An 18343-nucleotide genomic window follows, 5' to 3' on the forward strand; every position below is an offset into this window, starting at 1 on the left:
CTTTACGGTGCACGGCGAACCGGAGCGCACCAGGAGGGCTTACGTGCCGTTCATGCCGCTGACACCGTCGCCAAGTAAGCGAGGAGGGGACCGTTGAGCACCGCTGAGAACACCTCGGGGCCCACCCCGTCCGACTCGGCCGGGCAGAACTGGGTCGAGGTCCAGTCCAGCCCCGACTTCGTGGAACTGCGCAGCAGGTTGCGCAAGTTCGTCTTCCCCATGGCCGGCCTGTTCCTGGCCTGGTACCTGCTGTACGTGGTGCTCGCGGACTACGCGCACGACTTCATGGCCACCAAGGTCGTCGGCAACATCAACGTGGGCCTGATCCTCGGCCTCCTCCAGTTCGTGTCGACCTTCGCCATCACGACGCTGTACGTGCGCCACGCGAACAAGAACCTCGACCCGACCGCGGAGAAGATCCGCGCTGAGCTCGAAGGGGGCCGCTCGTGAACGGCAACGCCCTCCTCAACATCGGCATCTTCGGCGTCTTCGTCGCGGCGACCCTGGTCGTGGTCATCCGGGCCAGCCGCAACACCAAGACCGCCGCGGACTACCTGGCCGCCGGACGCGCGTTCACCGGCCCGCAGAACGGCGTGGCGATCGCGGGCGACTACCTGTCCGCCGCGTCGTTCCTGGGCATCGCGGGCGCCATCGCGCTCAACGGCTACGACGGCTTCCTGTACTCCATCGGCTTCCTGGTCGCGTGGCTGGTGGCGCTGCTGCTGGTCGCCGAGCTGCTGCGCAACACCGGCAAGTACACGATGGGCGACGTGCTCAGCTTCCGGATGCGGCAGCGCCCGGTCCGGGCCGCGGCGGCCACGTCCACCATGGCGGTGTCCTTCTTCTACCTGCTGGCGCAGATGGCGGGCGCGGGCGGCCTGGTGGCGCTGCTGCTGGGCATCACCGGCAAGGTCGGCCAGGCCGTGGTCATCGCGGTGGTCGGCGCGCTGATGATCGCCTACGTGCTCATCGGCGGCATGAAGGGCACCACCTGGGTGCAGATCATCAAGGCCGTGCTGCTGATCATCGGCGCGGGCGTGATGACGCTGTGGGTGCTGGCCAAGTTCGGCCTGAACCTGTCCGGCCTGCTCGGCGCGGCGGTGGACAACGCCCCCAAGGCGGGCGAGAAGCTGCTCAGCCCCGGCCTGCAGTACGGCACCAGCGGCACGACCAAGCTGGACTTCCTGTCCCTGGCGCTGGCGCTGGTCCTGGGCACCGCGGGCCTGCCGCACATCCTGATGCGCTTCTACACCGTGCCCACCGCCAAGGAAGCCCGCCGCTCGGTGGTCTGGGCGATCTGGCTGATCGGCCTGTTCTACCTGTTCACGCTGGTCCTGGGCTACGGCGCGGCGGCGCTGGTCGGCCCCGACAAGATCAACGCGGCACCCGGCAAGGCCAACTCGGCGGCTCCGCTGCTCGCCGAGGCCCTTGGGGGTCCGCTGCTGCTGGGCCTGATCGCGGCGGTCGCGTTCGCCACGATCCTGGCGGTCGTGGCCGGTCTGACGATCACCGCGTCGGCCTCGTTCGCGCACGACATCTACGCCAACATCATCAAGAAGGGTGAGGCGGAGGACAAGGACACCGAGGTCAAGGTGGCCCGGCGGACCGCCATCGTGATCGGCATCGTGTCGATCCTGGGCGGCATCGCGGCCAACGGCCAGAACATCGCGTTCCTGGTCGCGCTGGCGTTCGCGGTGGCCGCGTCGGCGAACCTGCCGACCATCCTGTACTCGCTGTTCTGGAAGCGCTTCAACACCTCGGGCGCGCTGTGGAGCATCTACGGCGGCCTGAGCGTGACGATCCTGCTGATCGTGCTGTCGCCCGCGGTGTCGGGCAAGCCGTCGTCGATGTTCCCCAACGCCGACTTCGACCTGTTCCCGCTGTCCAACCCCGGCATCGTGTCGATCCCGGTGGCGTTCCTGCTGGGCTACTTGGGCACGGTGCTGTCGAAGGAGAACGACGCGGAGAAGTACGCCGAGATGGAGGTGCGCGCGCTGACCGGCGTGGGCGCCGAGAAGGCGACCGCGCACTAGCGTCACGCTGAGAAAGAGGGCCATTCCCGCTTTTTGCGGGAATGGCCCTCTTTCGTGTGATCATCGGAAAATTTGGCTAACGCTGAGTAGTTCTTTCGCGAATGACCCGGCGAGGGAAGCGGGTGGTCGTTTCCAGTGAGGAAGTGGTCCGAGTGGGCGGGGTTCTGGTCACCTTGGCGGTGGCGGTCGGCACGGCGTGCGCGCAGATGTTCATGAAGGCCGCCAGTCGGCCGGGTCTCGGCGGCAGATCACACGGCCTGCGGCGCGACGACCTGCTGTTCTGGACCGACTGGATCATCGCGGCGTCCGTCGCGCTCATCGGCTCCACCCTCGCGCTGTCGTTCGCGGGCAAACCCGTCCCGCCGCTCCAGCTGGTGGCGAGTTTCCTGGCGCTGCTGCTGGGCGTCACCGCGTTTCCCATCTTTTTGCGTAGCTTCGCCTATGCCGGCCGTGCTGAGATGGAGAAGTGGGGTTGGGTGGTCACGGCCAACCTGGTGGGAATTGTCTTCCTGCTCAGCGCGGTGCTGTTGGGAGTGAGGGTGTATGAGTTCTCTTGACGATTTCCGGAACCGGCACGGGCGGATCGGGGCGGCCCGGTGGGCGCTGATCGGCGCGGTGGCCGTCGCCATCGCCGCCGCCGTGGTGTCGATCGCCGCGGCCATCGGGTGGTGGACCCCGGTGGCCATCCTCGCGGTGGTCGCCGCGGCGGCCGGGGTGACCGCCCTGGGCCTGCGGTGCGCGGCCCCCACCGGGACCAGCGCGCACACCGGGGCGCACCGGGAGCACGTCCACGAGCAGGAGTCCGTCCTCATGCCAGTGCAACGCGGGGCGTGACACCATAGTCCGCGTGAGCGTTCCCAGCGTTGAAGTGTCCGAGGTCCCGCAGGAGCTGCCCGACGGCGCGGTGCTGCTCGACGTGCGCGAACACGACGAGTGGACGGCGGGCCACGCCCCCGGTGCGCTGCACATCCCGATGAGCGAGCTGGCCGGGCGGCTGGACGAGCTGCCCGACAAGGAGCTGTACGTGGTCTGCCGCGCGGGCGGCCGGTCGGCGCGGGTCACCCAGTACCTCAACGCCAACGGCTGGGACGCCACCAACGTCGACGGCGGGATGCAGGTGTGGGCGGCGCAGGGCCGTCCGCTGGTGGCCGAGGTCGAGGGCGCGCGGCCGGAGGTCATCTGACGTGGTGTTCCAGCCGATGCGCGTGGACTGGGTGGCGAGCCCTCCGCCCGGCGCCTACCCCAACCGTCGGTTCGGAGCGCCCACCCGCCCCTACGCGGGCCCCCCGTCCTACCCGGTGCCGCCGCGCTGGGGCTTCCCGCTGCTGGCGTGGCGCTGGCCCACCTCGGTGGCGCTGGAGGCCGTCCGCCCCCTGGACTCCGCCGACCAGGTCCGCCGGTCCGCCCGCACCGCCGTGCACGCCCTCGGCCTGGTCGCGCTGACCGCGCTGTGGGCGGCGGGCAGCGAGCTGTGGCGCTACGTGCTGCTGCTGCTCAGCCGGTACGGCGCGCTGTCGGCGACGACGGTCGGCGTGTCCGACGCGATGGTCGTCGCCTCGTCGGTGGTGGCGTTCGTGTCGGGCGCGATGGCGGTGGTCTTCACGCTGCTGTGGCTGCGCCGGGCCCGCGAGGCCGCCGCCGCGACGGCGGGCTACGGCCCGTCCCGCTCGGAGCGGGAAATCGTCCTGGGCCTGGTGGTGCCGGGCGTGAACCTGGTGGTGCCCGGCTCGGTCGCCGCCGAGCTGGAGCACGCCGCGGCGCGGCAGCCCGCGAACGCGCGCCCGAAGCCGTCCAAGCTGGTCCGCACCTGGTGGGCGCTGTGGGCGGGCACCGGCCTGTTCGTGGCGTTCACCTTCGCCTGGTCCTTCCGCGACAGCGTGCAGGCCATGGCGGACGGGGTGCTGCTGCACGCCGTCGCCGACCTGCTGGCCGCCGCGGTGGCGCTGACCACGGCCGCCGTGGTGCGGCGGATCACCACGCTGCTGCTGCCGGTGGACCCGTCGGCGGTGCGCCGGATGCGGGTGGTCGGCGTGAAGGACGCCCCGGAGCCGGAACTGCGCCCGGTCCGCGCCGCCGGGTCGCCGCGCTAGCGTGGTCCACCGCCACCTGGTCGATGTGCACGTCGTGCTCGTGCGCGACCGTCGTGTCCTGCTGTCGCGCCGCCGCGACACCGACTCCCGCTTCGACGGCCGGTGGCACCTGCCCTCGGGCAAGGTCGACGCGGGCGAGTCGGTCCTCGCCGCCGCCGCGCGCGAGACCGAGGAGGAGATCGGCGTCCGCGTCGAGCAGGCCGACCTGCGGCACGTGCACACCGTGCACGTCACCGCCCCCGGCCTGGAGCCCCGCCTGGGCCTGTTCTTCGAGGTCACCCGCTGGTCGGGCGAGCCGGTCAACCGCGAGCCCGACAAGTGCTCCGCCCTGACCTGGTTCCCCCTGGCCGCCCTCCCCGCCGACCTGATCGACTACCCCGCCGCCGGCCTGCGCGGCTACCTCTCCGGAACCTCCCTCACCCTCACCGGCTGGCCCCCCGCGCCTGCAAGTACCACCCGACCCCCCGAAAGGGGCCGTTAACTACTACCCGGCCCGCGTCTGTCCGCCGGCGGGTAGTAGTTAACGGCCCTGGTGAGCCCCTCGGGTAGTACTTGCCGACGCGGCTGGGGGTCAGGGGGTGGTGGCCAGGGCCAGGCCGATCCGGGTGAGCTGGTCCTCCGACAGCGGCAGCGTGGCGCGGCCGGGGCCGAAGCGGTCGAATGCCTCCAGGTCGGGGCGGAACCGGAAGTCCGGGCTGCCGTAGTTGTGCACCTCGACCTGCACCAACCGCCCGTCCGGCCGGTACACGCGCAGCACCTGGCTCAGCGACTGGAACGGCTCGCTGGGCCGCACCGGGTAGAACTGCACCACCGTCGAGTCCGGCAGCACGGCCCGCCGCGGCGGGGCGCAGTTGCCCTGCGAGAACGCCTGCTCGTCCGCGGCCTTCAACGGGTCGCCCCGGTGGGTGCCCACGGACAGCCACACCCCGCCGGTGCCCAGCGGGTCGGTGACGTCCAGCCAGTGCTGGTAGGCGTCGACCGAGTCCGGGCGCTTCGCCTTGTTCGCCTTGAGCACCTGCTCGTTGAGCGGGCCGACCCGCGCGGGCGCGGCGACCTCGGTGACCGCCGCCTGCCACGCGTCCAGCAGCGACTTGGGCGGCACGACCGTGCCCAGGTTCCCGAGCGGGTCGCCCCCCATGTCGCACTGCGGGATGGACAGGACCGACCGGTCCGGCGGGGGTGGCGCCGACGCGGCGGGCTGCCAGGTGCCGTACGGGGTGCGCGGGGGCAGGCTCGCGGGGGTCCAGTTCGCGGTGGGCGCGGTCGCGGTGGGCGCGGTCGTGGTGACGGCGGGCCCGTCGAGCTTCCCGACCTGCACCGGAGGTCCCGCGAGGTCGCGCAGCGCCATCGTGCCGAAGCCGACCCCGCAGACCACCGCCAGCACCCCCGCCATCGCCCCGGCCCGCCGCGCCAGCACCCGGCGGCGGCCCCGCCGCAGGACCTCGGCCAGCTCGGTGGACGGCGCGGGCGCGGGCCCCTCGACCTCGGACCGCAGCACCTCGCGCAGCTCCTGCTCGTCGTCCCACATCAGGCACACTCCGGGGTCTCGGTTGCGCGGTAGGCCTCGCGCAGGGTCTCCAGGCCCCGCGCGGTCTGGCTCTTGACCGTGCCGGTCGAGCACTGCAACGTGTCCGCGACCTGCTCCACCGACATGTCGTGCAGGAAGCGCAGCACCAGCACGGCGCGCTGCCGGGGTGGCACCAGGCGCAGCGCGGCGAGCAGCGGCTGCCGGTCCTCGGCCGCCGAGGTGTCGGCGGGCACGGCTCGCTCGGGCGGGTCCGCCACGGTGTGCTCCCGTCGCCTGCCCCGGCGGCGGGAGTCGAGGAACACCCTGGTCACCACCACGTGCAGGTAGCCGTCCGCGCCTTCCCGGCGCACCTTGCGCCAGTTGGCGTACATGCGGACGAACGCCTGCTGCGCCATCTCCTCGGCCTCCACCCAGTCGCCGCACAGCGCGTACGCGGTGCGGCGCGCCCGGTCGAACCGGTTCGTGAAGAACTCGGAGAACTCGTCGTCGCGTCCCACCCGGTGCCCTCCTGCCTGCGGTCACCCCAACTACGCGGTTGTGCCCGGAGGGGTTGCACCGGCGGCGATGTCCAGGACGACCTCGGTCAGCGGGCTGCCCACGCACGTCAGGACGTAGCCGTCGGCCTCCTGCCGCGGCGTCAGGCAGTTCGGCCCGCTCATCGCGACCCGCCCGCCGCGCAGCTTCACCACGCAGTCGCCGCAGTTGCCGACCGTGCACGAGTACGGCATCGGCAGCCCGGCGGCGAGCCCGGCGTCCAGCAGCGTCTGACCGGGTTCGACCACCGCCGAGCCGACCTCGCGCGTCCCGTCCGCGACCACCATCTTCTGCGGCGCGGTGGTCGCGGTCGCGTCCGCCCCGCTGGTGTAGCGCTCGCGGTGCACGCGATCGTCGGGCACGCCGAGTTCGACCAGGACGCCCCCGACCGTGTCCATCAGCCCATCCGGCCCGCACAGGTAGTACCGGGCGTCGTCGGACGGCCGCAGGTCGGCCAGCCAGCCGCGCACCCCCGCCGCGTCGAGCCGCCCGCGCTCCCGCGTCAGGACGTGGGTGACCGTCAGCCGTTCGGGGTGCTCCTTCGTCAGCCGCAGCAACTCGTCCGCGAAGATGACCTCTTCTTCACTGCGGTTGCTGCACAGCAGCGCGATCCGGCCCGACGTCGGTTCCGCGAGCAGGGCGCGGATCACGCTCATCATCGGCGTGACCCCGCTGCCCGCCGCGACCAGCACGACTTCCCCCGACGTTGGTTCCACGTGGAACGATCCGGACGGGCCGCGCACCGACAGCCGGTCCCCGGCGCGCAGGTTCCGGTGGACGTGGGTGGAGAACCGGCCGCCCTCGACCCGCTTGACCGTGATCTCCAGCCGCGGCGACCCCGGCGCGGACGACGCGGAGTACGCGCGCCGCAACGGTCGGCCGTCGACGTCCGCGACCAGCGTGAAGAACTGCCCAGGCCGGAAGTCGAAGGGACGCGGGCGTTCGGCGTCCTCCAGCACGAGGGTGACCGCGCTGGGCGTCTCCCGCCGCACCTCGACGACCCGCACCTCCCGCAACGGCTTGTCCGCCGCGGACCGCGCGGGCCGCGAGCCCAGTTCGACGTCCTGGTAGCCCTCCTTGAGCAGCCCGGACCGGTAGGCGCGGTTCATCACCGCCCGGAACGCCCGCTCGAACCCCGGAATCCTCCCGACGACCTTGAGCACGCGGGCGAGCACGCCCCGGCGGGCGGCCATGTTCGCGGCGAGGTGTTCCCCGGCCAGCACCATCAGGTCCGGCACCGCGCCGGGTTCCACGTGCGCGCTCCACACCCGCGAGCGCGCCACGGCGTCGTTGGCGGCCACCTCGGCGTGCTCGACCTCGATGAGCAGCGCCGCGTGCGGGGGCGTCCCGCGCAGCGCCACCGTCTCCAGCAGCGCGGGGTCGTCGGTGATCGAGCCCCGGCCCCTGCCGTGCAGCACGCCCGTCCGGCCGGGGACCAGCGCGGCGAACGACAGCCGGTCGTCCTGGAGCAGGTTGTGCAGGCTGTCCGTGCGCTTGTTGCCCCTGCGGTCGGCGATGAGGAGCGTCCGGCCGTCGAGCACGCGCGCCACGGTCGGCTGGTCCCCGCGCGGGCTGCTGTCGCCGCCACCCGACTTGTCCCAAGTGGACAGAACCAGGAACGGTGCGGCAGCGAGGAATTCCACGACACCCGGACCACCCAACGGGCCGTCGCCCACGATCACGGGCGTGGCCTCGGCCACCGGCTGCTGCCACAGGCGCGAGCGGATCACCGCCTGCGCGCAGTGCACATACGCCTCCTGGACGTCGACGAACGTCTCGACCCCCTTCCGCTCGACCACGGAACCGTTGAGGCGCAACGTCTCCCCGATGCCCGGCAGGAGGAACACGAACGACACCGGCCCGTGCGCCTCGCCCTCCGGCAGGGCGAAGGAGATCCGCGTGGGGGAGTGGACGCGCACGAAGCCCGGTGTGCCGCCGATGAACGTCGTGCGGCTGACGCCACCGGCGTCGCGGTAGCCGAAGCCCGCCAGCGGGCAGCGCGCCAGGACGGAGCGGCAGCCCTCGTCCAGCGCGCCGATCTGCTTCAGCATGACCATCGACGGCCGCTGCCCCACGGCCGCCTCCACCTCGGCGACAGTGGCCAAGCGGTGTGGCGTACTCACAACGGACTCTTGTTTTCGCAGCTCATAGCACTATTGTGAGCATTAGCTCAGGTCTTTGCTACTCGCTTTTACCGCCCTCGGAGAGGATCAGGATGCCCTCGGCCGACCGCCGCTTGGAGCCACGTCGCAAGCCCCGCCAGGTGCGCGCCGAGCTGACGCGCGAGCGCATCCTCACCGCCGCTGCTCACGTTTTCGCCGAGCACGGCTACGCGGCGGGCACCACCAACCGCATCGCCGAGCGCGCCCGCGTCTCCATCGGCTCGCTGTACCAGTACTTCCCGAACAAGGACGCCATCCTCGCCGAGCTGGCGGTCCAGCACATCGACCGCGGCACCTGGACCGAGGCCGACCGGCTCGACCTCTCGCCGGGCACGCTGGAGGCCGCGGTCCGGGCGCTCGTCCGCGACGCGATCGACAACCACAGCGACGATCCCCGGCTGCTCCGGCTGATGATCGAGGAGGCCCCGGTCTCCCAGGAGCTGCTGGACACCGTCGCCCGGCACCAGCAGCTGCGCACGAGCCAGGTCCGCGACGTCCTCGCCCGCCACCCCGACGTCCGGGTGGGTGACCTGGACATGGCCACGGAACTCGTCCTGTTCACCGTGGAGATGAACACGCACAAGTTCATGGCCATGCCGCAGGGAATTCCCGTGGAGAAGTTCGAGAACGAACTGGTGGCGATGATGACCCGCTACCTGCGCGGCGACTAGCAGTCGTCCTCGTCGTACTCCCAGCGCAGGACGAGCGGCACCCGCTTGCCGTAGCGCTTCAGGGCGTCCTCGGCCGTGGAGTGCTGGCCGACCATGGTCCTGCCGGTGTCCGGGTCGCGGCGGTAGACGATCGCGTCGGTGCGGGTCTCCTGGGCGATTTCCATGCCGTAGGCGAACACCTTGCTCGGGTCGCTCGCGGACACGAGAGAGAACAAGTTGGCTTCCATAGGGGTAATGTCCACCCGAGACGGCCACACTTTTCGGTGAACATCATTGGAAATCTCGATTTTGTCCGTCCCGCTGCGATCATGGAAGACGTGCCGAACCGACCGCCTTTCCGCCGCCGCAGGTTGGGGAAGAAGCTCGCCCGGATGCGCGTGCGGGCGAAGATGACGCTGGACGAAGCCGCGGCGGCGCTGTACAAGACGCGCAGCGCCCTGCACCGCATCGAGAAGGGCGAGACGCTGGTCGACGTCCACCTCGTGAAGTCGATGATGGACCTGTACGACCACTACGACCCCGACCTGGTCGACCAGACCCAACGCGCCCGCGAGCGGGGCTGGTGGACCTCCTTCGGCATCGAGAACCAGGGCTACATCGACGTGGAGACAGAGGCATCCGATGTGCGTGAAGTGGCGGCATTGATCATCCCCGGTCTACTCCAGACGCCCGCCTACATGCGCGCCTTGTTCGAGTCTCATCGATTGCAACGGACCAAGCGCTGGTTGGAGAACGACATCAAAGTCCGGCAAATCCGCCAAGAGCGGATCATCGACTCCGAGAACCCCCTGCGGCTGCACGCCGTCGTAGGCGAAGGTGCGCTTCGCACGGTGGTCGGCAGCGCCGAGATTATGCATGATCAATTGGGAAAGCTGGTCAGGGCAGCTCGGCTGCCCAATGTCACGCTGCAAGTGGTGCCGCATGAAATTGGTGTTCCCGATGGGCTGAGCACTAGCTTTATCCTGCTGGACTTCTCCGAGCCCGAAGAAACAGGTGTCCTCTTCATCGAATACGTGACCGGGGCGCTGCACGTCGAAGATGAGCATGAACTCCGGGAGGCTAGACTGACGTTCGATCACCTCGCCGCCAAGGCATTGAGCCCCGATGCGTCAGTGACCTTGATCGAGCGGGTCCTGGCCGGATGAGAGAGGCGATGGCTGTGTCTACAGTGGACCTTTCCGGTGCGAGATGGCGGAAGAGCAGTCGCACCAACGGTGCGAGCAACGCGGCCTGTGTCGAGGTGGCCTGCGCTGATGCAGTGTGGCGCAAGAGCAGCCGCAGCAACGGAGCCAGCAATACAGCCTGCGTCGAAGTGGCGTTCACCGGGCCTGCCGTGGCCGTGCGGGACTCCAAGAACCGGACCGGCCCCACCCTCGCTTTCCCCGCTGTTCAGTGGGCGTACTTCCTCCGGACCTTGGGCGACTGACCCGGCTCTGCGACCGTGGAGCCATGCGGGCACTCGTCGTGGCACTGCTGGCAACGCTCCTGCTCCCCGGAGTGGCGAGCGCGCACAAGAAGCGCGACTTCGACCTCCAGGCGCACCGGGGTGGCATCGGCCTGACCGTCGAGAGCACCCTGGCCGCCTTCGACAAGGCCCTCGCGGTCGGCGTGACCACCCTGGAACTGGACGTCCAGATCACCGAGGACGGCCGCGAGGTGGTCACCCACGACCGCAAGACCAACCCGGCGAAGTGCGTCGACACCGCGCCCGCGTTCCCCGGTGACCCGGACTTCCCGTACGCGGGCAAGTACGTCAAGGACCTCACCTTCGCCCAGGTCCGCACCCTGGACTGCGGTTCGCGCCGCTGGTCGCAGTACCCGGACCAGGAGCTCTCGCCCGGCGCGCGGATGCCCACGCTCGCCGAGGTGTTCGCCCTGGTGCGCGCCCACCGGGCGTGGGACGTGAAGCTCAACATCGAGACCAAGGTCGAGGCCGCCGCCCCGCACGAGACCGCGCCGCGCGAGCGGTTCGTGGAGGTCACCGCGCGGGAGATCCGCAAGTCCGGCTTCTCCCGCAACGTCACCATCCAGTCCTTCGACTGGGGCACGCTGATGCTGTGGCGCAAGGCGGAGCCGCGCCTGCCGCTGGTCGCGCTGACCCAGCCGGAGTTCCTGCGCCCCGGCTCGCCGTGGACCGGCGGGCTGGAGCTGGCCGACTTCGGCGGCAGCGTGGTCCGGGCGGTGAAGAGCTTCAGCGCTTCCGCGCTGTCCCCGGTGCACGGCAACCCGCAGAACGGCGCCGTCAACGACCCGAACTACGTCCCGTTCACCACGAAAGCCCTGGTGGACGAGGCGCACCGGGCGGGGCTGAAGGTGGTGCCGTGGACCGTCAACGACGTGGCGACCATGCACAAGCTGATCGACGACGGCGTGGACGGCATCATCACCGACTACCCCGACCGGCTGCGGCAGGTGATGAAGGAGCGCGGGTTCAAGCTCCCGAAGCGCTACCGCTGAACGCGGGCATGATCTCGTCGTGGATGAGCCGCAGCTGCTCCTTCACGCCCGCCACCTTCGGCAGCTCCATCCCGGTGAAGGCGTTGACCAGGGCGGAGTCGGTGATGGCCAGGATGGCGTGGTTCATCCCGGCGGCGGCGACCTCGCTGCGCAGCTTGTCCGCGCACTCCTGCGGGGTGCCCGAGATGGAGAGCTTGTCGGCCAGTTCCGGCGGGGTCAGCTCGTAGGCGCGCTGGAGGTCGCCGGTGCCCACGGCGGCGATGATGTCCCGCAGCGAGTCCGGGTCGACGCCGTTGCGCTCCAACTGCTCGGCCGGCATGGAGGAGGCGTAGAGGCCGACCATCGCCCGCGCCGCCTGACGTGCCGCGTCGGCGTCCGGACCGGTCGCGAACACCACCCACGCGCCCAGGTCCAGCGACTTCCAGTCCTTGCCCGCGCGTTCCGCGCCGATCCTGACGTTCTCCACCACGTAGTCGTAGGCGCTGCGGGTGTAGCTCAGGGCGTGGTGCACGCCGTCGGAGATCTCGCCCGCCGCCTGGAACGACTTCGGGCCGCGCATCGCGCCGAGCATCAGCGGCAGGTGTCGCTGCACGGGACGGGCGAAGGTGAACAGACCCCGGTAGTTGAAGAACTCGCCGACGTGCGTGATCGCGCCTTCGTCGAGGAAGGTGCGCATTACGCGGTGGGCTTCCCGCACGCGGGACAGCGGCTTGGTGGTCGTCCAGTCGACGCAGTACTGCGCGAGCAGGCCGAAGTTGCCGCTGGAGATCACGCACTCCGCGCGTCCGCCGGTCAGCTCGTCCAGCGTCGCCGCAGCCTGCGCGATCAGCGTCGGTTCGCGCAGGGTGACCGGTGACAGGCTCGGCCCGAACCGGATGGTGCGGGTCCGGCCCGCCGCGGCGGCGAAGAGCTGCCACATGTCCTTGTGCCAGGTCTCGTCAGCCGCGTAGACCGCGTGGAAGCCGAGCTGGTCGGCCAGCTCGATCGCGGCCAGGGATTCGTGGAGCGGGTAGTCGGGCAGCATCGCGTAGCTGAACTTCATGGTCCCCACGCCACCCGACGCTAACGCCGACTGTCCCACCCCAGCTACCGCCAACCAGTCCCTCTCGCGAACCGAGCGTTCGGGCACCGCGAACCGAGCGTTCGCGGTGCCCGGAAGCACTACGCCTGCCCGACGAAGACCGCCTTGTCGGCCCCGAAGGTGGGCTGGAGGGCGATCTGCATCTCGCCCGGCTGCGCGCCGACCGCGTACGACACCTCGTAGGTGTAGGTCTTGCCGGGCAGGATCGTGGCCGAGTCGAGGCCGCCGCCGCACCCACCGCTGGAGTCGAAGATCTTCTCGGCGGTCCGACCGTCGAACTGCGCGTTGTCCCCGATGGTCAGCAGCCCGGCCTCGAACGGCTTGTCGGTGCCGTTGACGACCGTGACGGTGAACTTCACCGCGCGGGCCACGTCCTGGGGCGCGGAGAACTGGCCGGGCGTGCAGGCGGCAGGAGCCGAGATCTCGACGGCCAGGCCGTCCTTCCAGGTGTAGCGCTTGCCCCAGGTCGGGGTCTCCGCACTCGGGGTCTGGGCAGCGGGGGGCTGGGCGGCCTGCTCGGGAGCCGCCGACTGGCCGCTGCCCTCGCTGACCTGGCCCTGGTTGGTCGAGCCGTTGATGATCTCGTCGAGCTCCTTCACGGCCGCCGCCTGCGCGGCCACGGTGAACGCGATCCCCGCGACGCACAGCACGACACCGATGATCGCCAGCACCTTCCGGGTGCCGAACAGCGCGATGACACCCAGGACCAGGCCCACGCCCGCCACGATGGCGGTCAAGTTGTTCAGGATGATGATGGGCGAGCCGACCACCCCGACAATGCCCAGGATCAGAGCGGTCCAGGCGAGCGCGCCGAACTTCGCCGGTTTCGGCGGCGCGGGCTGCGGAGGGTAGTACTGCGGTGCCTCAGGGTGAGTCATGGCAATCTCCTTGATCAAACGTCCTCCGGAAAGTCGTCAACGATCCGGATGGCGTTAGCAGGAGTCACGGTAATAGTCGCAGTTGTGATTTTCGCGGGTTTTCGGCATCATTTCGGTAAAGGTGTAACGAGCCGACCCCTAAAAACGATCGTGCGCGGTCAAGCCACTCGCACGACGTGTTTGCCGCGCACGCCGCCCGCTTCCAGCGCCCGGTGCGCGCCCGCGATGTCGGCCAGCGGCCACACCGTGTCGACCACGGGCCGGATGGCGCCGCTCTTCACGTACCCCGCCAGGTCCTCGAACAGCGGGGTCCTGGGGTTGCCGCTGAAGAACCGCACCCGCCGCGACCCGAACACCACCGATCCGAGGACGTAGCCCAGCGACGACGCCAAGTGGTCGGTGTCGAACGTGATGCCCACCATCCGCCCGCCGGGGCGGAGCAGCCGCCGGTACGCGCGCAGCTCGCTGCCCGCCGTGTCCAGCACGACGTCGAAGGCGCCCAGGTCGGACGGCTTGGTGGTGCGGTAGTCGAACACCTCGTCCGCGCCCAGCTCGCGCACCAGGTCCAGGTTCTTCGCCCCGGCCAGCCCGGTGACGCGCGCCCCCATTGCCTTGCCGAGCTGCACAGCGATGCAGCCGACGCCGCCGCTGGCCCCGCGCACGAGCAGCCGCTCACCCGGCTTGAGGCGGGCCTTGTCGCGCAGCGCGGTGATCGCCGTCGTGCCGACGGGCAGCGCCGCGGCCTCGACCGGGTCGAGCCCGGCGGGCAGGCGCGAGACGTGGTCCGGGGGCACCGCGACGAATTCCGCGGCGCTGCCGTGGGCCGTCCGCCCGGCCAATCCCCACACCAGGTCGCCCGCTTTCAGGCCGGCGGCGGGGGAGACGACTTCCCCGGTGAAGTCGATGCCGATCCTCTTGGGGAACTTCCGGCCGCTCAGCGGACTCAGTTTCCCGGCCCGCATGTACAGTTCGCCGCCGTTCACGCTGGTGGCGATGACGCGGATCAGCGCCTCACCTTCTCCGGGAACCGGTTCGGGCACTTCGCCCTCGTACAGCACTTCGGGTGGCCCGTAGCGGTCGTACAGAGCTGCGCGCATTTCTCACCATTCGTAGGAGTGCCTTTGAAAACACGCTAGCACGGTAATCGGAAAAGGCTCTCCACTTGCGGTAAAGTGATAGTCGTGAAGACGGAACCTTCTCGGATCGGGCTGCGGGTCGACGCGCAGCACAACCGCGACCGCATCCTGGAGGTCGCCGCGGACGCCTTCGCCGAACTCGGCCTGGACGTGCCGATGATCGAGATCGCCCGCCGCGCGGAGGTCGGCGTCGCGACGCTGTACCGCCGCTTCCCGACCAAGAGCGCGCTGGTCCACGAGGTCTTCGCGGACCAGCTGACGACCTGCGCGGCGGCCGTGGACGACGGTCTGGCCGACCCCGACCCGTGGCGCGGCTTCTGCTCGGTGATCGAGAAGATCTGCGCCATGCAGGTGGCCGACCGGGGCTTCACCGCCGTGTTCCTGTCGACCTTCCCCGAGCGGGAGGCCAACGTGGCCGAGCGGGCCCGCGCCGAGCGCCAGTTCGCCGAGCTGGTGCGGCGCGCCAAGGAGGCCGGGAAGCTGCGCCGGGACTTCGCGCACAGCGACCTGACGCTGCTGATCATGGCCAACAACGGGGTGGCCGGGTCGGCGGGCGAAGCGGCGGCGGCGGCCTCGCGCAGGCTCGTCGGCTACCTGCTCCAGTCCTTCCGCGCCGAGCAGGCGCAGCCGCTGCCCGCCCCGGCCCCGATCAACCTGCAGGACTTGTTCTGCCGCGACTGAGCCGCTGTCGCGGGTGGCCCACGTGATCAGGTCACACGTCCGCGCCTCCGGTGACGGGCAGCACCGCTCCCGTGACGAAGGAGGCCCGATCGCTGAGCAACCACGCGGCGGCCTCGGCGATCTCCTCCGGCCGGGCGGCGCGGCGCAGCGGAATCCGCTCGATGAGCGCCTCGGTGATTCTTGGTTGCTGCCGCTCCCAGTCGGCGACCATGTCGGTGACGGTCAGCCCGGCGGCGATGGCGTTGACGCGGATGCCGTCGGGGCCGTAGCTGACGGCCGCGCTCTCGGTGAGGCTGTTGAGCGCCCGCTTCAACGCGCTGTACACCGGGGTCAGGTGGTACTGGCGCACGCTCGCGATGCTGCTCGTGCCGACGATCACCCCGCCGCCCGTGGCCCGCATGACGCGCACCTGGGCGGCCATCGCCACCCAGGTCCCCTTGAAGTTGACCCGCACGAGGTCGTCGAACTCCTCTTCGGTGCGGTCGGTGAGGTCGCTGGTGCGCTCGAAGGACGCGGCGTTGTTGAAAGCGCCGTCAAGCCCGCCCAAGCGGTCGGCGGCCTCGGTGACGGCGCGCTCCACGCCGCGCGCGTCCGCCAGGTCGGTGACCACGGAGAAGGCGGTGCCACCCGCCGAGGTCACCTCGTCGACGACGGAGCCGAGCGCGTCGGCGCTGCGGGCGGCCAGCGCGACGGCGGCCCCCTCCCGCGCGAACAGCCGGGCCGCCGCGGCGCCGATGCCCCGGCTCGCGCCGGTGATGATGATCTTCCGGCCGAACAGCAGTGGTGTGGTCATGTCCTCGACGGTGCGCCACCGCGCACCGGGTAAGCAGGGACGACCCGTCCCTGGTTGGCGCGGATAGGCTCGGGGACGTGGACCGCAGAGCCCTGGGGCAGTTCCTGCGCCGTCGCCGTGAAGCCCTCACACCCGCCGATGTCGGTCTCGTCGCGGTCGGGCGTCGCCGGACACCCGGTCTCCGGCGCGAGGAGGTGGCGGCCATGGCGCACTGCTCCACCGACCACTACACGCGCCTGGAGCAGGCTCGTGGGTCGGCGCCGTCCCGGCACGTGCTGCACTCCATCGCGCGGGCGTTGCGGCTCGACGACACCGAGCGGGACCACCTCCTCGCGCTCGCCGACGACGTCGAGCGGGTGCCGGGCAGCCCCTCGGTCGACGTCCCGCGGCACGTGCGCGACCTGATCGACCGCCTGCCGCTCACCGCTGCTCTGGTCCGCGACGCCCGGTCCGACGTGCTGGCCTGGAACCCGCTGGCGGCGGTGCTGCTCAGCGGCTTCTTCACGTCCTTCCATCACGAGCGCAACCTGCTGCGGCGCTACTTCCTGCACCCCGACCCGGACGTGCGCTACCTCTCCCGGATCGACGAGGACCAGTTCGCGCGGCAGGCGGTCGCCGCGCTGCGGGGCTCCGCCAACCGGTACCCGCACGACGCGCGGACACGCCGCCTCGTGGCCGAGCTGCGCGACGGCAGCGCGTGGTTCCGCGAGATGTGGGCCGAGCCCGTCCGCCCCGGCGGGCGGAGCGGGAGGAAGTCGCTGCGCCACCCGGCGGAAGGCACGCTCACCTTGAACTACGACGTGCTCGACGTGCCCGACCGCGACCACCAGGTCGTGCTGTTCACGGCCGCGCCCGGCAGCCGCTCGGAGGAGGCGCTGCGCAAGCTGGCCCGCCGACGACGAGCAGCGGGCCCGAGGGGGTGAGCGGTCGTCCCCTCGCACCCGGTGCGGCTGTCACGACCGCTGTCACGACCGTGCTGCCGGCGGCACCCCGGACGGGGTCACCCGCCCAGTTCGGCCACCGGGAGCCCCATGTCGGCGCAGGTCTGCTCGGTGCCGGGGAACACGGCGGCGGCCCCCGCGACCACGTCGGTGGCCGCGGCGGCGGTGGCGTCGAGCACGCAGGCCACCAGTTGCGGCGCGGTGTGGGTCCCGCCCTCGTGAACCGGGCCCTGCCAGCCGTAGAGGTTCTCGGTCCAGGCCATGCCGCAGATGTTCAGCAGTCGGGAGGCGACGTCGCCACGACCGTCGGGGTCGTCACCGGCCACGCCCATCATCACGTGCTGGTCGGGTTCATCGGTGGTGATGTCGGCGGTGCGGTAGCAGTAACCGGCGGTGCGCGTGGTGGGCACCGCCGTGCTGATCGGCGCCGGTGCGGTCCTGGTGGGCGACCCGGCGGGAACGCTCTGCCCCGGACCGGCGACCCGTGTCGGGCCTCCGCTTCCGGTGCCGGTGAGCGCTACGACGCCGCCGACCACCACGATCGCGGCCACCGCGGTCAGCGTCGGCACCGCCGCTCGGCGACGGCGCAGCGATCGCGCCCCGGCCCGCTCGATGGCCTCGAAGTCCAGCCGCAGGGGCGGCTCGCCGTCCAACGCCCGCTCGAACACCTCGCCGGGTCCATCGTCGTAGCGGCTCACCCCTACCCCCTCGATCGCTCGGCGTGTGGCCGTTCGGTGTGCCCGGCGGACCAGGAGTGCGCAGTCGGTGCCCAATGCGAATCCACCGGTAGTCCCAGAGCGGTCTGCAACGCCTGCAACCCGCGGGCGCACTGCGACTTGACCGTGCCCTGGCTGATGCCCAGCGCCGCAGCGGTCTCGGCCACGCTCAGCTCGTCGTAGAAGCGCAGCACCAGCACCGCGCGCTGTCGCGGCGGCACCTTCCGCAACGCCTCGCGCACGTCCAGCGTCCCGCTGACCGCCTCGTCCACCGCGACACCGCTGCCCGCCCGATCGGGCACCTCGCCCAACACCTCACCGCGCCGCGCCGCGCGCTTCGCCTCGTCCACGGCCAGCCGTGAGATCACCCGGCGGACGTACGCTTCGAGCCCGTCGCCGTCGATGCGGTGCCAGTGCCGGTACAGCCGGATCAACGCCACCTGCGTCAGGTCCTCGGCACGTCCCCAGTCCCCGCAGATCAGGAACGCGACACGCCGCCACGGCACCGATCGCTCACGCACCACGTGCGTGAAGTCGTGACGATCCACGAGCAAGCCTCCCCGCTGTCACCACCCCATACAGCCGCAGGCGGCCATCGGTTGCACGCACGGGGGACTTCCGCCGGGGGCGCGCCGGGGGCGC

23 protein-coding genes are annotated in these 18343 nt (G+C 71.0%); 13 read left to right on the forward strand and 10 right to left on the reverse strand.

What is annotated here, in order from left to right; all coding sequences use genetic code 11:
• Nucleotides 1–93 precede the first annotated feature (93 nt).
• The 7 genes from JOF41_RS31030 (at nucleotide 94) to JOF41_RS31060 (ending at nucleotide 4604) form a co-directional block, all read left to right on the forward strand.
• Nucleotides 94–450 carry a DUF485 domain-containing protein gene (locus JOF41_RS31030; RefSeq protein WP_189221464.1) on the forward strand — a complete coding sequence of 119 codons (357 nt, stop codon included), beginning with the start codon at nucleotides 94–96 and terminating at the stop codon, nucleotides 448–450.
• Complete coding sequence (locus JOF41_RS31035; RefSeq protein ID WP_189221463.1) at nucleotides 447–2033, forward strand: monocarboxylic acid transporter; 1587 nt, start codon at nucleotides 447–449, stop codon at nucleotides 2031–2033. The genes JOF41_RS31030 and JOF41_RS31035 overlap by 4 nt, the downstream gene beginning before the upstream one ends.
• A gap of 152 nt (nucleotides 2034–2185) precedes the next feature.
• The gene (locus tag JOF41_RS31040) at nucleotides 2186–2590 is read left to right on the forward strand and encodes a hypothetical protein (RefSeq protein WP_209623491.1); all 405 of its coding nucleotides are present in this window, start codon (nucleotides 2186–2188) and stop codon (nucleotides 2588–2590) included.
• Nucleotides 2577–2867: a hypothetical protein gene (locus JOF41_RS31045; protein WP_189221461.1), complete on the forward strand. Its 291-nt coding sequence runs from the start codon at nucleotides 2577–2579 to the stop codon at nucleotides 2865–2867. Before JOF41_RS31040 ends, JOF41_RS31045 begins: the two co-directional genes overlap by 14 nt.
• 13 nt (nucleotides 2868–2880) lie before the next feature.
• Nucleotides 2881–3216 carry a rhodanese-like domain-containing protein gene (locus JOF41_RS31050; protein WP_189221460.1) on the forward strand — a complete coding sequence of 112 codons (336 nt, stop codon included), beginning with the start codon at nucleotides 2881–2883 and terminating at the stop codon, nucleotides 3214–3216.
• A gap of 1 nt (nucleotide 3217) precedes the next feature.
• Entirely contained in the window at nucleotides 3218–4123 is a 906-nt protein-coding gene (locus JOF41_RS31055; protein WP_229794975.1) for a DUF4328 domain-containing protein, read from the forward strand.
• Nucleotide 4124: 1 nt separating this feature from the next.
• A complete protein-coding gene (locus JOF41_RS31060) occupies nucleotides 4125–4604 on the forward strand; it encodes an NUDIX domain-containing protein (RefSeq protein WP_209623492.1) in 480 nt (159 codons plus the stop codon).
• A 90-nt stretch (nucleotides 4605–4694) separates the two neighbouring features.
• Here JOF41_RS31060 and JOF41_RS31065 read toward each other — a convergent pair whose 3' ends face one another.
• Genes JOF41_RS31065 through JOF41_RS31075 form a run of 3 tightly spaced genes read right to left on the reverse strand, consistent with a single transcriptional unit; the run spans nucleotide 4695 to nucleotide 8290 of the window.
• Entirely contained in the window at nucleotides 4695–5651 is a 957-nt protein-coding gene (locus tag JOF41_RS31065; protein WP_189221458.1) for a hypothetical protein, read from the reverse strand.
• Nucleotides 5651–6148 (reverse strand): SigE family RNA polymerase sigma factor, encoded by a 498-nt coding sequence (locus JOF41_RS31070; protein ID WP_189221457.1) that lies wholly within the window; start codon nucleotides 6146–6148, stop codon nucleotides 5651–5653. Before JOF41_RS31070 ends, JOF41_RS31065 begins: the two co-directional genes overlap by 1 nt.
• 30 nt (nucleotides 6149–6178) lie before the next feature.
• A complete protein-coding gene (locus JOF41_RS31075; RefSeq protein WP_244989736.1) occupies nucleotides 6179–8290 on the reverse strand; it encodes a 2Fe-2S iron-sulfur cluster-binding protein in 2112 nt (703 codons plus the stop codon).
• 110 nt (nucleotides 8291–8400) lie between these two features.
• On the opposite strand from JOF41_RS31075, the gene JOF41_RS31080 reads away from it, so the two are divergent.
• Nucleotides 8401–9018, forward strand: coding sequence for a TetR/AcrR family transcriptional regulator (locus JOF41_RS31080; protein WP_189221456.1), 618 nt, complete (start codon nucleotides 8401–8403; stop codon nucleotides 9016–9018).
• On the opposite strand, the gene JOF41_RS31085 is transcribed toward JOF41_RS31080, so the two are convergent.
• Nucleotides 9015–9233, reverse strand: coding sequence for a hypothetical protein (locus tag JOF41_RS31085; protein ID WP_189221455.1), 219 nt, complete (start codon nucleotides 9231–9233; stop codon nucleotides 9015–9017). The two genes, JOF41_RS31080 and JOF41_RS31085, sit on opposite strands and share 4 nt — an antisense overlap.
• 48 nt (nucleotides 9234–9281) lie before the next feature.
• Between JOF41_RS31085 and JOF41_RS31090 the strand changes: the two genes are divergently transcribed.
• The 3 genes from JOF41_RS31090 to JOF41_RS31100 are packed head-to-tail and all read left to right on the forward strand — an operon-like array spanning nucleotide 9282 to nucleotide 11475.
• Complete coding sequence (locus JOF41_RS31090) at nucleotides 9282–10163, forward strand: helix-turn-helix domain-containing protein (RefSeq protein WP_307867578.1); 882 nt, start codon at nucleotides 9282–9284, stop codon at nucleotides 10161–10163.
• An 8-nt stretch (nucleotides 10164–10171) separates the two neighbouring features.
• Complete coding sequence (locus JOF41_RS31095; RefSeq protein ID WP_189221765.1) at nucleotides 10172–10444, forward strand: DUF397 domain-containing protein; 273 nt, start codon at nucleotides 10172–10174, stop codon at nucleotides 10442–10444.
• Between the two features lie 23 nt (nucleotides 10445–10467).
• On the forward strand, nucleotides 10468–11475 hold the full coding sequence (locus tag JOF41_RS31100) for a glycerophosphodiester phosphodiesterase (protein ID WP_209623493.1): 1008 nt from the start codon (nucleotides 10468–10470) through the stop codon (nucleotides 11473–11475).
• On the opposite strand, the gene JOF41_RS31105 is transcribed toward JOF41_RS31100, so the two are convergent.
• The 3 genes from JOF41_RS31105 to JOF41_RS31115 form a co-directional block, all read right to left on the reverse strand.
• The gene (locus tag JOF41_RS31105) at nucleotides 11450–12517 is read right to left on the reverse strand and encodes an LLM class flavin-dependent oxidoreductase (protein WP_244992420.1); all 1068 of its coding nucleotides are present in this window, start codon (nucleotides 12515–12517) and stop codon (nucleotides 11450–11452) included. The genes JOF41_RS31100 and JOF41_RS31105 overlap by 26 nt on opposite strands.
• Before the next feature lie 119 nt (nucleotides 12518–12636).
• A complete protein-coding gene (locus JOF41_RS31110) occupies nucleotides 12637–13434 on the reverse strand; it encodes a hypothetical protein (RefSeq protein WP_189221454.1) in 798 nt (265 codons plus the stop codon).
• A 158-nt stretch (nucleotides 13435–13592) separates the two neighbouring features.
• Nucleotides 13593–14531 carry an NAD(P)-dependent alcohol dehydrogenase gene (locus JOF41_RS31115; RefSeq protein ID WP_209623495.1) on the reverse strand — a complete coding sequence of 313 codons (939 nt, stop codon included), beginning with the start codon at nucleotides 14529–14531 and terminating at the stop codon, nucleotides 13593–13595.
• Between the two features lie 84 nt (nucleotides 14532–14615).
• Between JOF41_RS31115 and JOF41_RS31120 the strand changes: the two genes are divergently transcribed.
• A complete protein-coding gene (locus tag JOF41_RS31120; protein ID WP_209623496.1) occupies nucleotides 14616–15251 on the forward strand; it encodes a TetR/AcrR family transcriptional regulator in 636 nt (211 codons plus the stop codon).
• A gap of 31 nt (nucleotides 15252–15282) precedes the next feature.
• Here JOF41_RS31120 and JOF41_RS31125 read toward each other — a convergent pair whose 3' ends face one another.
• Nucleotides 15283–16044: an SDR family NAD(P)-dependent oxidoreductase gene (locus JOF41_RS31125; RefSeq protein ID WP_209623497.1), complete on the reverse strand. Its 762-nt coding sequence runs from the start codon at nucleotides 16042–16044 to the stop codon at nucleotides 15283–15285.
• A 77-nt stretch (nucleotides 16045–16121) separates the two neighbouring features.
• On the opposite strand from JOF41_RS31125, the gene JOF41_RS31130 reads away from it, so the two are divergent.
• Nucleotides 16122–16967 carry a helix-turn-helix transcriptional regulator gene (locus tag JOF41_RS31130; RefSeq protein WP_209623498.1) on the forward strand — a complete coding sequence of 282 codons (846 nt, stop codon included), beginning with the start codon at nucleotides 16122–16124 and terminating at the stop codon, nucleotides 16965–16967.
• A 77-nt stretch (nucleotides 16968–17044) separates the two neighbouring features.
• Here JOF41_RS31130 and JOF41_RS31135 read toward each other — a convergent pair whose 3' ends face one another.
• Together JOF41_RS31135 and JOF41_RS31140 are read right to left on the reverse strand one after the other, a co-directional pair.
• The gene (locus tag JOF41_RS31135; RefSeq protein WP_209623499.1) at nucleotides 17045–17683 is read right to left on the reverse strand and encodes a hypothetical protein; all 639 of its coding nucleotides are present in this window, start codon (nucleotides 17681–17683) and stop codon (nucleotides 17045–17047) included.
• A 2-nt stretch (nucleotides 17684–17685) separates the two neighbouring features.
• On the reverse strand, nucleotides 17686–18249 hold the full coding sequence (locus tag JOF41_RS31140; protein WP_307867579.1) for an RNA polymerase sigma factor: 564 nt from the start codon (nucleotides 18247–18249) through the stop codon (nucleotides 17686–17688).
• Between the last annotated feature and the right edge of the window lie 94 nt (nucleotides 18250–18343).

The sequence above is a fragment of the Saccharothrix coeruleofusca genome, from assembly GCF_017876325.1.
Taxonomy (GTDB): domain Bacteria; phylum Actinomycetota; class Actinomycetes; order Mycobacteriales; family Pseudonocardiaceae; genus Actinosynnema; species Actinosynnema coeruleofuscum.